Here is a 15,576-nt window from a genome sequence, read left to right as displayed (position 1 = left end):
GTAGCTTTTGTTACCTTGGCGTGGCGTTATTATGTTGTATGAAATCCAGTCTGCGGCGGGCCGATATCCCCTACTACCCTCTATTATCTGAATATTAGTCACCTTAACCACCATACGGTGGATTCCACCCAACGGCGGATTCCACCCAACTACGACCCACCATTCACCCTATGTTGGATTTCATCCAATTTTATTCGGCTTATCGCAAACTGCTGCGTGCTATGTTGGATTCTATACAGTAACTTTCGCCAATTCGAGCTACCTTAGCCTATATGAGCTGATTCTGCTGGATGATATCCAATGTAGCTTTGGTTACCTTGGCGTGGGGCATCATTACGTTGTACGAAATCCAGTCTGCGGCGGAACGATATCCCCTACCAACCTCTATTACCTGAATATTAATCACATTAACCACCATACGGTGGATTTCACCCAACTAAGCCCCGACCTTTTAACCTATGTTGGATTGTATCCAACCCAAGTCGCTTTATCGCAGGTTGCTGCGAGCTATGTTGGATTCTGTACAGTAACTTTCGCCAAGTTGAGCTACTCTCGCCTATATGAGCTCATTCTGCTGGATGATATCCAATGTAGCTTTTGTTACCTTGGCGTGGCGCATCATAACGTTGCACGAAATCCAGTCTGTAGTAGGGTGAATAATCGACTGTAGATTACAAGAGGTTCTCTAAAGCACGCTCAGTTAATTGGTAATAGCGAATAGAAGCTCCTCTTTCGACTGGCTTTAACATTCCTTTGTTCGTTAAAGACTGGAGTTGTTTACGGGCAGTCCGAAAATCTATTTGAAGATGATCAATTACATCCTTTGGCCGGATCCAGCGACCAAGCCGATAGGCGTATCGCAGCACTTCTTTTTCAGGAAGAAGGAGCGAATAATTAGGAACATCACCTCGAATGATACGGGGACTGATCACATTCTGAAGCAGCATTTTGCATATATCTGAACGGTTCAGCACATCATCGTAAGAAAAATGAATCATCGTCCAACCTAGCCCAGTAAGGAAGGTATCTCTGTTGAGAGAATAACTGAACCTCTCGCGGTCCATATCTTTCACATGGCTCTGAAAACCATCTACCTCTATGCCAAATTGGCCATATGGAGGCAGGAAGGCAAAGTCGAGAAACTGCGATTTGCGGTTCCAGTCATAGATTTCATATTCAGGATGCAGATGCTCGAGATTGCCAAACACTGGCCACCAGATGTTCTGCAGCAACAGCTTTTCTGCATGATTATGACCTCTAACGAGTCGCCCTCTCCTCTCCCCTGTACGTAACTCCGTATGTTTCTCTAGAAATTGTTTATGCGCCTCTTCAAAGCCAACCATTTAAGTAATCCTCCTTTAAAATAAAAAAAGAACGCCCAAGGCCATATGCAAATGGCTTCGGACGTTCTTCGTCTGGAAGTAGTTTACCATAATTTAGATAGACGTAAATATATATTCTCATCATTAGCCGATGAAGTATCTATTTACAAGTTGGATTTCATCCAACCTAAATCCCATGATAACAGCTTAATGTGGGCTGCGTTGGATTCTATACAGTAACTTTCGCGGAAATGAACTTCTACCGCCCCAATGTACTGATTCTGCTGGATAATATCCAATGTAGCTTCAGTTACTGGGCGCGGCGCATCAATTTTGCTGTATTAAATCCAACTTAGGCGTGCGGTGGTACTTGAAATAACTAATTACTGGGATTGTACTCTCCAACCTGCTGTTCTATCTTCAACTTAGGCACACGGCGGTACTTAAACTAGCTAATTACTAGGCTCGTCAATCCAATCTGCTGCTTCATTTGTAACGTAGGCGTACGGCGGAACGAGCAAAGAGGCCACGGGGATACCAGTGGCCTTCTTTACTAAAGCTGGCGCCTAACCGAGCGTCAGCTCGAACAACCGCGCGGTGCGCGGGTTCGGCAGCGTGACGCGCAGCTCGCCTGCGGCAGCATTCCAGCTGCAGCTGCTGTCGCTTGCTGCTGCCGGGTAGGCGCAGCGCACGGCCACACCCTTGCCGCTGAGTTCCGGCAGCGGCAGCGCAAGCTCGGCGGACTCGCCGTCGATGCGCCATACGGCGAGGTACAGCTTTTCGCCGCGGCGCAGGCCGAGGCTGATCCAGTCGTCGCCATGAGCCGGCAGGCCGAGCGGCCAGACTGGCAGCGCTTCGCGGATGTCGCTGCGGATCGTTTTGTAATAATCCAGTGCTTCTTTCACCAGCTCGCGGCGGCGCGGGCTCAGCTCAGCCAGATGGCCGGATTGGTGAACGCGAAGCAGCAAAGCATTAACCATGTTAAAGATGACTTCCTCATCATCGCCCTCGCGAAGCGGATACGACCAGACTGCAGCTTGCTCTGGTGTCAGCACAGCTGGCGAACCTGCTGCAATGGCTGCGTATTTGATGTAGTCCTCTTGGTCACTTGTCGACTGAATGCTGTAACGGCTCAGCATCGCATAGTCCATCCGCATACCGCCGCTTGAGCAGTTCTCGATTACCAGCTCCGGATAACGCGCGAACACGCCATCGAGCCAAGCAAGATATGCGCGGTTATGCTGCAGCAGGCCATCACCCATGCTGTCTGCATTCGTCTCAGTACCGATCCCTGCATTAATGTTATAGTCCATCTTGATGTAGCCAACACCATAGTCCTCGACCAGTCGACGAATGACTTCATCCGCATGCGCGATAACCTTAGGGTTACGATAATCCAGCTGATAACGGCTGCGGTCCTTAACCCGCTTCCCATGACGCATAAAGAACCAGCTGTCATCGGTCTCCGCCAGCTTCGGTGAGTTGATGCCCATCACCTCAAGCTCCAGCCATAGCCCTGGAATCATGCCTTTGCTGCGGATATAATCGAGCACATATTTGATCCCTTCCGGAAAGCGCTCCTCCGATGGCAGCCACTGGCCAACGCCATCCCACCATTCGCCCGGTGCGTACCAGCCTGCATCAATACAGAAGTACTCACAGCCAACATCAGCAGCCGCATCAATAAGCGGAAGCAGCTTCTCAGTTGTCGGGGAGCCCCACAAACAGTTCATATAATCATTGAAGATTACACGCAAGAGCTTATTATCATCATTTTCCCGACGGATCCGACGGCGGTACGTAGTCAGCTGTTCTGCAGCCTCTTCGATCCCACCTTCAACTGCTCCTACTGCAACCGGCACAGATACAAACCGCTCACCCGGAGCCAGCTTCAGCCACCAATGATTGTCATGCTCAGTTGGGCCGCTTATAAGAACTGTCAGTCGATCCACCTGATCGGTAAACTCCCAATGCCACGAACCGTTATGTTCGATCTGCCAGAACAGGCTCTCCCCCGATGCTGTATTCGACACCACCGCCATCGGAATCAGCTCAGCACCTGACCATGACCCCGTATTACTGAAAGCTACACGTTTAGAGCCACGGTCGATCAGATGAGACATCCCGAGTTCAGGCAATGTGTAAGTCCGCCATTGCAGCTCGCTTTGCCAAGCATTATGCGCAAGGGTCACCGTCAGCTTCTCATCACGGCCGCCTTCGCCTTCTTTATCAAACCCTGTTAACGCGAACGATGAAACATATTCTACGCCAACTTCCTCAGCACCACTATTCAATAGTTCCGTCCAGCAGCGCGCAATCGATACGCCATCGTAGAACTGAACATGCCATTCCGCAGCCACTCCAGTCACATAGTCCTTTAGTCCAACAACTAACTTTCTACCCCATTCATTTCGTGCATCAGACAACGAATCAAAAACCATCCGAAGACCCGGATAAGACGCACGATGCGTCCGTCCGTGATATTCAGCTCGATCTTCACCTGTTAGCTGCAGCTCAAGCAGACGATATCCAACCTTTTCAGCATCGGACACCAATTCCTCATGCCAAGGCAGCGCGCCAAAATGAAGCAGCAGTACATCCCCGTTCTCCCGTACCTCAAACACCAAATTTAGATCATTTTCTTTTATTACATGTATCCCCATCATACTTATTACCGCCTCTCAGTTCGAAATCAGTGTATACGAAAATGGTTGTTTCTTAACACCAACCATACAAATTAAGCGCTTCGGTGCCTAGCTACATTGGAATTTATCCAGCAGAATGATGCGTACCAGCCCAGTAGCTATAGCTACATTGGATTTCATCCAACAGAATCGGCTCAATTTAGAGGATACAAGCTCATTATGAGCGACAGTTACTGGATAGAATCCAACCTAGCTCGCCTCCAGCTGCCCCTGTGCTGGATTACGTTGGAAGAAATCCAACGTAAGCCCGAGGTTGTAACGAGAGCAGAACACCGCGGTCATCAGCCGAAGCGACACAGACCCTCTAGAACCTAGCTTCTCCCTAGCTAAAATGGAATTTATCCATCAGAATGATGCAAACCGGCCCAGTAGCAATAGCTACTTTGGATTTCATCCAGCAGAATCAGCTCATTTAGGCGATACAAGCTCATCATGAGCGACAGTTACTGGATAGAATCCAACCTAGCTCGCTCCCACCTACCCCTGTGCTGAATTACGTTGGATGAAATCCAACGTAGGCCCGAGGTTGTACAGGTTGTACTCAAGAGTGCGGAACCTTCTCCCTAGCTACATTGGAATTTATCCATCAGAATGATGCGTATCAGACCAGTAGCCTAGCTACATTGGATTTCATCCAGCAGAATCAGTTCATTTAGGCGATACAAGCTCAATCGAGCGAAAGTTACTGGATAGAATCCAACCTAGCTCGCCCCCACCTGCCACTGTGCTGAATTACGTTGGAAGAAATCCAACGTAAGCCCGAGGCAGTGCCACAAAAGAAAAAGCGGCCGTATCGGTTCATCACCAACACGGCCACTTTTGTTTAATAAAGGTCTAGCTTATTCGGCCGACCCGAATTGCTGCCATGCAGTCTGAATTTCGCTGATTGCTTGGTCTTTCGACTTGCTCTTACCGATGTAAGCCTGCATAATCTCACCGAATTTCTGGTGGAACGTATCAAGCGAGTAGTTAACCGACAGATCGCCGGATTTTTCTGTTTTCAAGATCTCTTCCATTTCTTTAGGCATATCCAGGTCAGGAAGTGGAGCATCCTTGATTGGCGGGATAACCTTAGCTACGCTAGAGAACCATTGTTTGCCGTAATCCGAAGTATACAGCCAGTTGAAGAAGTCAATTGCTTCTCTTGCCACTTTAGAATCTTTGTTAATGCGAAGCGCTTGGTCTGCACCTGTTACGATCAGCGCTTGCTCTGGTTTTTCACTTACAGGGTAGCCAGCGATTCCGATCTGAATATCCGGGCTGATTTTTTTGATTGCTTCTTCATCCCATGCGCCTTTACCAGTCATGAATGCCGCTTTGCCTTGTGCGAAGTCACTTACTTCAGCATTGCTGTCGCGCTCAAGCGGTTTGTCTGTACCATTCTTAACGGTCAGGTCGATGAAGTTGAAGAAGTTGTCCTTCAGAATCGGATGATCGTTAAACGTTGTTTTGCCATCGATGAATTGCTGCACCAAATCTTTAGGTGTTGTACCTGCATCTTCAGCAGCTGCGTTCACGAAGTGTTGGAAGATATGCTTCCATACCCACCACTCTTTATAAGCGTTGGCGAATGGCGTAATGCCTTTAGCTTGAAGCTTCGCAATATCATCATTCAACTCTGTTAATGTCTTAGGCGGTGCTGCAATACCTGCATCAGTCAGAAGCTTTTTGTTGTAGATCAGCGTCATCAGGTTGCCTTTAATCGGCAGACCCAGCACTTTGCCGTCAGAAGAAGTCATGTTCGTTCTAACGCCATCTGTCATAGCAGCCGCAAGCGGTTCGCTTGTCAGATCTGCACTGTACTCAGCGAATGTATCAATATCGCCGCCAGCTGTTGTTTGGAACACGTCAGGTGTGCTGCCCGAAGCGATCTTGGATTTCAATACTGTATTGTAATCGGCTTGCATGATTTCAAGGTTGATGGTTACGTTTGGTTTTACCTTTTTGTACTCGGCGATATATGCGTTGAACGCATCCGTGTACTCCGGCGAAGCTGTGAACATGTTAATCGTTACCGGCTTGTCCGAAGCTGCTCCACCATTAGTTGTACCGCTGTTGTTACTTGTATCGTTGCCGTTGTTGCCGCCGCAACCAGCGAGCATACCGCCGACCAGCGCAAGGCTGAGCGACACCGTTGCAATTCGTTTAAACATTGTAACGCCCCCATTTTCTCATAGTTGTCAGCGTTTCTGGCATCCCGTCTTATTCGAGGGTCGACATCAAGCTAACCTTATGCACACGTTTATCATAATGAATACGAATCGGGATAAGAATGCACATAAGTGACTAGTTAAGGGTAAAAAAGCGGAGTGTTGCGTTTGTTCACTTTTTATCCTTCTTTGCTTGCTGCCCGATATTCCGTTGGCGACACAGAGAAGTAATTCCGGAACGCCTTGCTGAAATAATTCTTATCCTTGTAGCCCAGCCGCTCGGAAATATCCTGTATCTTCAGGGTTGGATCATCCAGCAGCTCCTTCGCCTTGTCCATTCTAATCCTCTGCACATACTCATGAATGCCGCATCCGAACTGCTGTTTGAACAGCTTCATTATGTACTCTCTGCTCAAAAAATATTTATCGGCAAACATCGAAATTTTGATGTCTTCATAATAACGGTTATCGATATAGGCTTTAATATCCCCAATCTCAAAGGTCGTCTGCGTCATCCGAATCTGCTCCAAATAGAAGTGAAGCGCATCATCCAGCAGCTTGCTGAACTGCTCAAAGCTCACAAAATCCTCGGATAAATGCATAAACCGAATCGGATGCTCCTCCATAATCGGCAGCTTATCCCGCGGCACACCAAGCTCTAAGGACATATCGTTCATCATAATGATGAACCGTGCAATCGTCTGGTCCGCCTCTCCAATGGTGAAAAAGTCCGCGCTGCCCCATTTTCGCAGATCCTCGCTTAGGATAGATTTCGCCCCGGTTGAATTGCCCGCTTCGAGCGCTGCGCGGAACAATTGAATCCGCCCCGTGATGGGTGCAATCTCCTTGGATGGCTTTACAACGGTATTCGTAACGGAATACCCTTTCAGCTTGAGCAGATCGATGCCGCTAATAGCCGCCTTAGCCGTCTCGTAAGACGAAGCGATCTCCATAATTCCTGTGCACGGCGTACCGATACCCGCTATAGCTACAATACCAAGAAGATCCTGTAGGGCAGCCAATGCTTTATTCATCTGATGCAGGCAGCGGTAGACGATATCCTCCTGGTACGCGCCCTTCATCGTCAGAATGACAATGAGTTCACGGTCCTGCCGCGGGCTAGCGAAGCTGAAAGCCTGGAAGTATTCCCCGGCGATCTCATTAAGCATATTGGCTACAGCAAAATGAAGCAGGTCCACGTCGGAATGGAACCGGGCCGAGCGCACCTGTTCCATATTGAGCATTCGAAGGACGACAACCGCAAACCGGTTATCCGGATCATCCGCTCCGATCAGCGGCAGGAACGCTTCATTCGTCTGACTGCGGAAGCTTCGGTCGATAATGGATAAGTACATTTTCTCCTTCAGCTTCGGCAAGGACATATTAAGCGTAATATTGCGGTTAATGAACTCGCTCTCCCGTACGCGGCGCGCCTCCAGCAGATCTACGGCTTTGCGGAGCGCGGCATTCAGATCATGGCGGTTAATTGGCTTCAATAGATAATCCACAACCTTGGAGCGGATGGCCTGACGCGTATATTCAAAATCGTTATAGCCGCTGATAACAATCGCAGGCAGATCCGGATAATCCCGCTCCAGCACCTGCAGCAGCTCTGCCCCGCTCATTGCCGGCATTTTCATATCGACCATCACCAGATCGACCTGATGCTTCGCAATAAGCTCCAGCCCCATCTGTCCATCCGTTGCTTCCAGTACCTCTTCTACGCCAAGCCCCTTCCAATCGCCCAATATGCGAATGGCTTCGCGAAGTGGTTCCTCATCATCTATAATCAGTACTCTATACATATTGCCCGCCTCCTCGCGGTATTAGCATTTCCATTTCCGTTCCGGAAGGACTGGTTCTTATTACAAGCTGCGAGCTAGTCCCATACAGCAGCTTGAGCCTCGTATTCAAATTCACCAGCCCTACACTTCCCTCTTCCTCTGCCCGTTCATCCCAATCGGCTTCGAACGATTGCAGCACCTGACCAAGCCTGCCTTCTGCAAATCCAGGTCCATTATCGCTTACGGTTATAAAAGCATATCCACCCGCTGCGCTCGCGCTAATCGTGATCGTTACTGGAGTAGATACCATCTCTACGCCATGTTTAATCGCATTCTCAACCAGCGTCTGAATCGACAGCTTCGGAATCTCCAGCTCCTTCATTTCTTGCTCCCAGTCCATCACCAGCTGCAGCCTGCCCCCGAACCGCGCTTTCTGCAATGACATATACCGCTCGATATGCAACAGCTCTTCGCTCGCGCGAACGATATCTTTGCCGCTGATGCAATAACGAAGCGTAAGGGCAAGCGCGTCCACCATATCTGCAATATCGAAACGCTCAGCCTTGAGCGCTTTCGTCGAGATCGCCTGCAGCGCGTTATAGAGGAAATGCGGATTAATCTCCGCCTCCAGCGCTTTCAAGATCGCATTTTTCTCCACCAGCTTCATCTTGTACCGTTCTGTAATGAGCTCGTTCGTCCGGCTGACCATCTGGTTGAAATGACGGGACAGATAAGCCAATTCATCTCGCCCAATAACCTCTGTTGAAGCTTCGAAATCACCCGTACTGAATCGTTTCATCTGCTGTGACAGCAGCTTAAGCGGCTTCGTCACCGCATTGGAGAAGTAAGTCACCAGAACAACAGACAGCAGCAGGAACAGAAAGCCGATGATGAAGTTCAGGTTCCGAGTTGCTTTTGCCGCTGCATACAGCTCCGTGTAAGGGAGCGGCTTCACCAGCTTCCAGCCCTCCTGCTCCCCTACGTTATAGACGACCAGATATTTGCTGTCCTCCGGTGATTCCCAAGTTAAGCCGTCATTACTGGCATTGGAACCACCCTGCTTCAGCTGATTCAGCACACCGCTGCCTTCCATCGTCTTATAGATGGACCTCTCATCCAGCACGAACGGAGTGTTATCCGGACTCAAGAAGAACAGATGCTGCCCCTTGTTGTACGGAACATCCTTCATAATCTTGTTAATCGTGCTCTTGTTGTAATAGAACGAGACAACCGCCTGCGGCGCTCTTGTCGCAATGGAGCGAAGCACCCGGTGATAAGCCATAAAGCTCCGGCTTGGGTCCATATCATAGCCACGTTCGGCATTCGACATCAGGAAAGATTGATACGCCTGATTTTTCGAATTATCCATCGCCTGTTTGTACCAGGACATCGATGGGATATTTTTTGCCTGACCGGACCGAATCTTAATATCGAAGTTCTCCTTGGAGATCGTGTAGTACGTCCCACTGCTGACAAAATATAAATAGATGGCTTCCAGATCCTCATTGCTTCGGGAAAAATACATATTACGCAAGTAATCCTCCACGTACATCTTGGACGCATAGTTGGTTGCCGCATGGCTGATCGCAAAAACCAGCTCGTCATAATTAATTTGCGGCAGCGACAGCTCCTCCATGCCAAGCAGGTAATCCTCCAGATTTTTATTGACCAGGAGAAGGTTATTCGATGTACTTGTGATGCTGTTATTCAGCGCTTCCCGCTGCAGCATTTTGTAGGAAATAAAGGTCAAAGATCCTACAACAAGAATAATGATCGTCGTAAAAAGCAAAATAAGCTTGTTCACTAATCGGCTGGATACACGCTCGGTTAATGCGGTCCACCCTTTTGCTATGTAATTTGCGATTGCTAACACTCCCCACGTCTTTGTGCTTTCGTTCACCTTTTTACCCCTAACAGTTTTCATATATCCATTTTGGCTGTCAGGCGGTCCAATTATAATACACAGTATATCGAATAAGGTACTGATGTATAGTCGGCTAATCACACCAAGACTACCCGAAACAACTGACGACATCGAGAAGAGGTGCACATATGTTTAAGAAAATGGGGAGAAGATGGAGCGAGAAAATCGAGTTTGGCTTGTTCACACTGCCAGTTCTCATTTGTATCGCAATTGCCTTTTATATCCCGTTCGCGATGACGATCCGTTATTCCCTGACGAAGTGGAACGGTATCTCGAAGCATCCTAAATTTATCGGACTTGATAACTTCAAGCAAATTTTTCTGCATGACACGAACTTTACCCAATCCGCATGGTTTACGATAAAATACGCGGTTCTCTACATCGTGCTCGTGAACGTGCTTGCTATTCTGCTCGCATTGGTCCTCGACATGAAGCTCAAATCAACAACCTGGCTGCGTGCGGCATTCTTTATCCCGTATATTCTCAGCCTTGTAATTGTCGGCTTTATCTGGAAGTTCATCTTCATGCAAGGCTTCGAGTCGCTTGGAGCTAGTACAGGCTGGGGCATCTTCAAGCTCAGCTGGCTAGGTGAACCTGGACTTGCCTTTATCTCGATCCTTCTTGTCTCGATCTGGCAGTCGGTTGGCTTCTACCTTGTTATCTATATCGCTGGTCTGCAGTCGGTTCCAGATGATCTGAAGGAAGCAGCTACCGTAGACGGAGCTGGCCCACTTCGCCGCTTCTTCAACATTACGTTGCCTTTGCTTGCACCATCGATTACGATCTCTGTCTTTATGGCGCTGACGAACTCGATCAAAGTATTCGACGTCATCCTGTCGCTGACTGGCGGCGGTCCTGGCGGAACGACATACAGTATCGCTTATGACATTTACCGTGACACGTTCCAAAACAATCTGTACGGCTATGGTACAGCGAAAGCGCTGATCCTGTTCGTTGCCGTCTTAATCGTAACTATTGTTCAATTGACGATCTTCAAACGCAGGGAGGTTGAGGCATAATGAACCGTCAATCGAAAGCTGGACGCATCATACTCGAAGTTGTGATGGTCCTACTGTCTCTGTTGTTCCTGTATCCGTTGTTCCTTGCCATTAACAACTCCTTCAAGAGCTTTGGCGAGGTTATGACCGACGTTATTGCCCTGCCGAAGAAGCTCGCGTTTGGCAACTATGAGCATGTATGGTCCTTTATCAACTATCCGAAGCTGTTCCTGAACAACTTCGTTATTACAGGTGTTGGTTTGATCGGGATTGTGTTTGTCTCCTCGATCGCGGCCTATAAGCTTGCTCGTACGAAAACAAGATGGAGCGGCTTATTGTACCTGCTGTGCATTTTGCCAATGCTTATTCCGTTCCAATCGATCATGCTGACGGTTCTTCAACTGTCGAAGGATCTTCACATTACGGAAAGCACTTGGGGACTTGGCCTTCTGTACTGGGGCTTCGGCGCACCACTGGCCGTGTTCATCTACCATGGATTTGTAAAAGGTATCCCGAAAGAAATTGACGAGAGCGCAACAATCGACGGCGCTTCCGGCTTCCGCCTCTTCTTCAGCGTGATCTTCCCGCTGCTGAAATCGGTAACGACAACGATCATTATCATCGACGTTATGTGGATGTGGAATGACTTCCTGCTGCCGCTCCTTATGGTTAACGGCTCGCCGGATACGAAGACTCTGACACTTGCGGCCTACACCTTCGTTGGCCAATATACGTCAGACTGGCAATATGCAATGACAGCTATGGTTATGGCTGTTCTGCCTTCGATCGTCGTGTTTATCTTCTTGCAGAAGTACATTGTAAAAGGCGTTGTAGCTGGCGCTGTAAAAGGTTAATAAAAAGGAACGCCCATCTGTTCTCCTTGGCTTCATGCGGGAGGGAGATGGGCTTTTTACTGCATTTTAGAATGATTATCGATACTTTCGACAAAAAATGATACACTATCGATTAGTAAGAATTAGGAAGGAGCATATTTTCACAATATGACCTACAAGATCCGGCCGCGCAGAGGATTCAAGCTTTCATCTATTATTTCATTTGTTGTCATCCTATCTGTTCTTGTAACAATCATTATTAGTACAACTATCGGCTATAATACCGAGCGAAAATCGCTCTTCAATAATACAATCGAAATGAACGGTGTTGCTGCGCTTAATTTGAGCAAAACGACGGAGTCTCTTGTGATTTCCATGCAAAAGAGTCTTCAAGTAACGGCAGATTACTTCTCTGAGGTGGAGCTGAGCGATCAGAATGTGCTGTCTCAGCTTGATTTCTTCATGGGGACAAGCCCGTATTTTAATTCCCTGACGATTGTGAACAGCAGCGGTGTTATCGTCTCTACCTCACCTAATAATCTGAATTTAATCGGGAGCAAACCGAATTCAGAAGCCACCATGGAGGCACTTAAGCTGAAGAAGCCTCACATCTCCAAGCCGTTCCATGCCATTACGAATCGATTGATCGTACTCGTAAGCTCTCCGATCTTCGATCATGCCGGCAACTACAAGGGTTTTGTCGGAGGGTCGATCTACCTGCAGCAGGCGAATATTTTCCGAGATATTCTTGGGGTTCAGTCAAGCACGACCAGCGGCTCCTACTTCTATGTCGTCGATTCTTCGGGCAACTTGATCTATCATCCCGATAAGGAACGTATTTCTGAGAATGTGAGCGACAATCCCGTCGTCCAGAAGTTAATGCATGGAATAACGGGAGCCCAGCAGGTTATTAATTCACAAGGGCAGAACTTCTTAGCTGGCTTCGCACCTGTACCTGCCGTCGGATGGGGCATTGTGTCCCAGACCCCGCAGGATCATGTGGTCAATATCTCTGAGAATGTCGTAAGAGAAATGATGAAGTTCTCAGCGCCATTCGTGCTGCTGCTTGTCATGCTTTCCTTCTGGCTGTCCCGCAAGCTGGCTCATCCACTTAATCGCCTGGCTACTTACGCCTCCCGCCTATCCAGCGGAGATGAGAAGCTGAAGCCGCTGACAGCAGATATTAGCTGGAACTATGAGGCGAACCAATTGCTCGATACCGTGGCGGTTGCCTTCAATAAGCTGCGTCAACAGAAAGAAGAGCTTCATGCCGAGGCCAACACCGATGCGCTGACGGGTCTGACGAATCGCAGAACGATGGGCGCCATTACGACTTTGTGGAAGGAGCAAGGCACTTCGTTCTCGGTCATTCTAATGGACCTTGATCATTTCAAGAGCGTGAATGACCGTCACGGCCATCATATGGGCGATGAAGTGTTAAAGTTTGTTGCAGATGTTATGCAAAGCGAGAAAGGTCCTGATGATTACTGCTGCAGGTTCGGCGGAGAAGAATTCACGATGCTGCTGCCTCATGCTTCGGAAGACGAAGCGGTTCAGGTGGCCGAGCGGATTCGTGAGCGAATTGCTCATGCCATTACGCCAATCAGCGAGAGAGTGACGATGTCACTTGGCGTAGCAACCTTCCCTGATATCAGCGATGAAGTATTCGAGCTGTTCAAGTACGCTGATCAGGCGCTCTATCAGGCCAAACGGGACGGCCGTAACCGTACGGTTGCGTACAGCAGTCTGGCTAATATGGCAAGAATTTAATAGCTCACTCGGACAGAAGTTGTCCTCGGAAGTTACGAAAGTGGCTGCTGGGGCAGCTTTTTTTTGATGCGCTGCGCTGCATGCTGCGGATGTACTCCTATCGCTGCCTCCCGCTCGTCCGAATCGATAACTTCCCCTTCACACGCCGTATGCCGCATGTTGGATTTCATCCAGTATAATCGCTCCTTGTGTGAATGTATCGCCCCTTTGTTGGATTCCATCCAACAGAATTGGACCTATAGCTTGGCTACTGGGCGAATGGAGCTTATTTCACTGTATCAAATCCAACGTAGGCGGCTATGTGACGTCCACAACCGCTGTTACGTTGGACGAAATCCAACGTAACAGCCCTCTAACGCATATGCTGCATGTGGGATGCATGCACATATATGGGGGGGATGCATGCACAGATAGAAACCGTGACTCCTTCATGCGCCGTATGTTGGATTTCATCCACTATAATCGCTACTTGTGTGACTACACCGCCCCTCTGTTGGATTCCATCCAACAGAATCGGACCTATAGCTTGGCTACTGGGCGAATGGAGCTTATTTCACTGTATTAAATACAACATAGGCGGCTATGTGACGTCCACAAACGCTGTTACGTTGGACGAAATCCAACGTAACAGCCCTCTGTCGCATGTGCTGCATGTGCTGCATGTGAGATGCTTGCACGTATATGGGGGATGCATGCACAGATGGATACCGTGACACCTTCTTGCGCCGCATGTTGGATTTCATCCAGTATAATCGCTACTTGTGTGAATGTATCGCCCCTCTGTTGGATTCCATCCAACAGAATCGGACCTATAGCTTGGTTACTCGGCGAATAGAGCTTATTTCACTGTATTAAATCCAACATAGGCGGCTATGTGACGTCCACAACCGCTGTTACGTTGGACGAAATCCAACGTAACAGCTTCTGTTGCATGTACTGCATGTGGTGTATGGGAGGATGCAGCTGTGCGAGATTGAGATAGGTGCTGCTTTCTTCTAACAGGTCGTTCTATCTCATACCTTTACTACAAGGAGTGAATTTGGAGGAAGAAGGAGAATGTCACATTGAACTATTATGTGGATGTCGAACCGGGGGTTAGTCTCTACGTAGAGGATACGGGCGTTGGACAGCCGATCTTGTTCGTTCATGGTTATCCGCTTGATCACCGGATGTATGAGTATCAGGTTAATCAGCTGCCCAAGTATGGGTATCGTTGTATCCAACTGGACCTGCGCGGCTTCGGAAAGTCGGACTCGCCGTGGGAGAGCTACAGTCTGGACCGAATGGCGGATGATGTCCGTTACATCATTGATACATTGGGTTTCAAGGAGATTACACTTGCCGCTTTCTCGATGGGCGGATCCGTTGCTGCCCGTTACATGGGACGCCATGCCGGGCATGGGGTAAACAAGCTGCTCCTATTCGCTGCGGCTGCTCCCTACATTACGAAGCAGCCTGATTTCCCTCAAGGTATGTCCGTCGAAGGCCTCGATGCACTGATTGCTCTGGCGAATCGCGACCGTCCGCAGATGCTGCAGGAGTTCGGCAAGCTGTTCTTCCATAACGAGCCGACACCTGCCTTCAGGCAATGGTTCGATTCGGTGCAGCTCGACCAATCGCCCCGCGCCATTATCGCCTGCGGCCACACGCTGCGGGATGAAAATGTACTCGCGGATCTTAAGCGGATAAAGGTACCAGCCTATATCTTCCACGGGGTGTATGACCGCATCTGCCCGTTCGAGCTCACCATTATCATGAAGGATACCATCCCGAACTCCGTCCTGCTCCGCTTCGATAACAGCGGACATGCCATCTTCTATGAGGAACTTGATTTATTCAACGCCTGCTTGCTGGAGGCGTTGAAGCATTAGGTACGCAAACAACTAACTAGCTTACTCGAGCCTCCGCGCACACGCGGGGGCTTGTTTCATGAGGTTACCTCATTAATTAATGAGGTGACACTCACTAATTTGCAGCCTCCCACAGCTAATCTTATGATTAGTGAGCCTAGCCTCACTATATTTACAATTAGGCTCACTAACTGTAAGTCTACCCTCATTGTTTGTTGCTCAAGGATGTATTTGGCTACT

The 15,576-nt window shown here is 48.7% G+C and carries 10 protein-coding genes; 4 read left to right on the top strand and 6 right to left on the bottom strand.

Going from position 1 to position 15,576, the window contains the following annotated elements; genetic code table 11:
* Positions 1-671: 671 nt before the first annotated feature.
* The 5 genes from AB4Y93_RS14260 to AB4Y93_RS14240 all read right to left on the bottom strand — a co-directional run bounded on the left by AB4Y93_RS14260 (position 672) and on the right by AB4Y93_RS14240 (position 9,861).
* Entirely contained in the window at positions 672-1,343 is a 672-nt protein-coding gene (locus AB4Y93_RS14260) for a hypothetical protein (RefSeq protein ID WP_441892983.1), read from the bottom strand.
* A gap of 545 nt (positions 1,344-1,888) precedes the next feature.
* The gene (locus AB4Y93_RS14255) at positions 1,889-3,988 is read right to left on the bottom strand and encodes a glycoside hydrolase family 36 protein (RefSeq protein WP_441892981.1); all 2,100 of its coding nucleotides are present in this window, start codon (positions 3,986-3,988) and stop codon (positions 1,889-1,891) included.
* A gap of 878 nt (positions 3,989-4,866) precedes the next feature.
* Positions 4,867-6,180 carry an ABC transporter substrate-binding protein gene (locus tag AB4Y93_RS14250; RefSeq protein WP_441892979.1) on the bottom strand — a complete coding sequence of 438 codons (1,314 nt, stop codon included), beginning with the start codon at positions 6,178-6,180 and terminating at the stop codon, positions 4,867-4,869.
* A gap of 176 nt (positions 6,181-6,356) precedes the next feature.
* The gene (locus AB4Y93_RS14245) at positions 6,357-7,982 is read right to left on the bottom strand and encodes a response regulator (protein WP_441892977.1); all 1,626 of its coding nucleotides are present in this window, start codon (positions 7,980-7,982) and stop codon (positions 6,357-6,359) included.
* Positions 7,975-9,861: a cache domain-containing sensor histidine kinase gene (locus AB4Y93_RS14240; RefSeq protein ID WP_441892975.1), complete on the bottom strand. Its 1,887-nt coding sequence runs from the start codon at positions 9,859-9,861 to the stop codon at positions 7,975-7,977. The genes AB4Y93_RS14245 and AB4Y93_RS14240 overlap by 8 nt, the downstream gene beginning before the upstream one ends.
* A 152-nt stretch (positions 9,862-10,013) precedes the next feature.
* Between AB4Y93_RS14240 and AB4Y93_RS14235 the strand changes: the two genes are divergently transcribed.
* The 3 genes from AB4Y93_RS14235 (at position 10,014) to AB4Y93_RS14225 (ending at position 13,486) form a co-directional block, all read left to right on the top strand.
* Positions 10,014-10,904, top strand: a complete 891-nt coding sequence (locus tag AB4Y93_RS14235; RefSeq protein ID WP_167278388.1) for a carbohydrate ABC transporter permease — start codon at positions 10,014-10,016, stop codon at positions 10,902-10,904.
* Positions 10,904-11,737 carry a carbohydrate ABC transporter permease gene (locus AB4Y93_RS14230; RefSeq protein ID WP_167278387.1) on the top strand — a complete coding sequence of 278 codons (834 nt, stop codon included), beginning with the start codon at positions 10,904-10,906 and terminating at the stop codon, positions 11,735-11,737. The genes AB4Y93_RS14235 and AB4Y93_RS14230 overlap by 1 nt, the downstream gene beginning before the upstream one ends.
* A gap of 147 nt (positions 11,738-11,884) precedes the next feature.
* A complete protein-coding gene (locus AB4Y93_RS14225) occupies positions 11,885-13,486 on the top strand; it encodes a sensor domain-containing diguanylate cyclase (protein WP_441892972.1) in 1,602 nt (533 codons plus the stop codon).
* Between the two features lie 32 nt (positions 13,487-13,518).
* On the opposite strand, the gene AB4Y93_RS14220 is transcribed toward AB4Y93_RS14225, so the two are convergent.
* Complete coding sequence (locus AB4Y93_RS14220; protein ID WP_441892970.1) at positions 13,519-13,656, bottom strand: hypothetical protein; 138 nt, start codon at positions 13,654-13,656, stop codon at positions 13,519-13,521.
* An 894-nt stretch (positions 13,657-14,550) separates the two neighbouring features.
* Here AB4Y93_RS14220 and AB4Y93_RS14215 point away from each other — a divergent pair.
* Positions 14,551-15,357: an alpha/beta fold hydrolase gene (locus AB4Y93_RS14215; RefSeq protein ID WP_441892968.1), complete on the top strand. Its 807-nt coding sequence runs from the start codon at positions 14,551-14,553 to the stop codon at positions 15,355-15,357.
* The last annotated feature ends 219 nt before the right edge of the window (positions 15,358-15,576 follow it).

It is taken from the genome of Paenibacillus sp. YAF4_2, assembly GCF_052113225.1.
Taxonomy (GTDB): Bacteria; Bacillota; Bacilli; order Paenibacillales; family Paenibacillaceae; genus Pristimantibacillus.
This window is presented reverse-complemented; position numbering and strand designations above follow the sequence as displayed.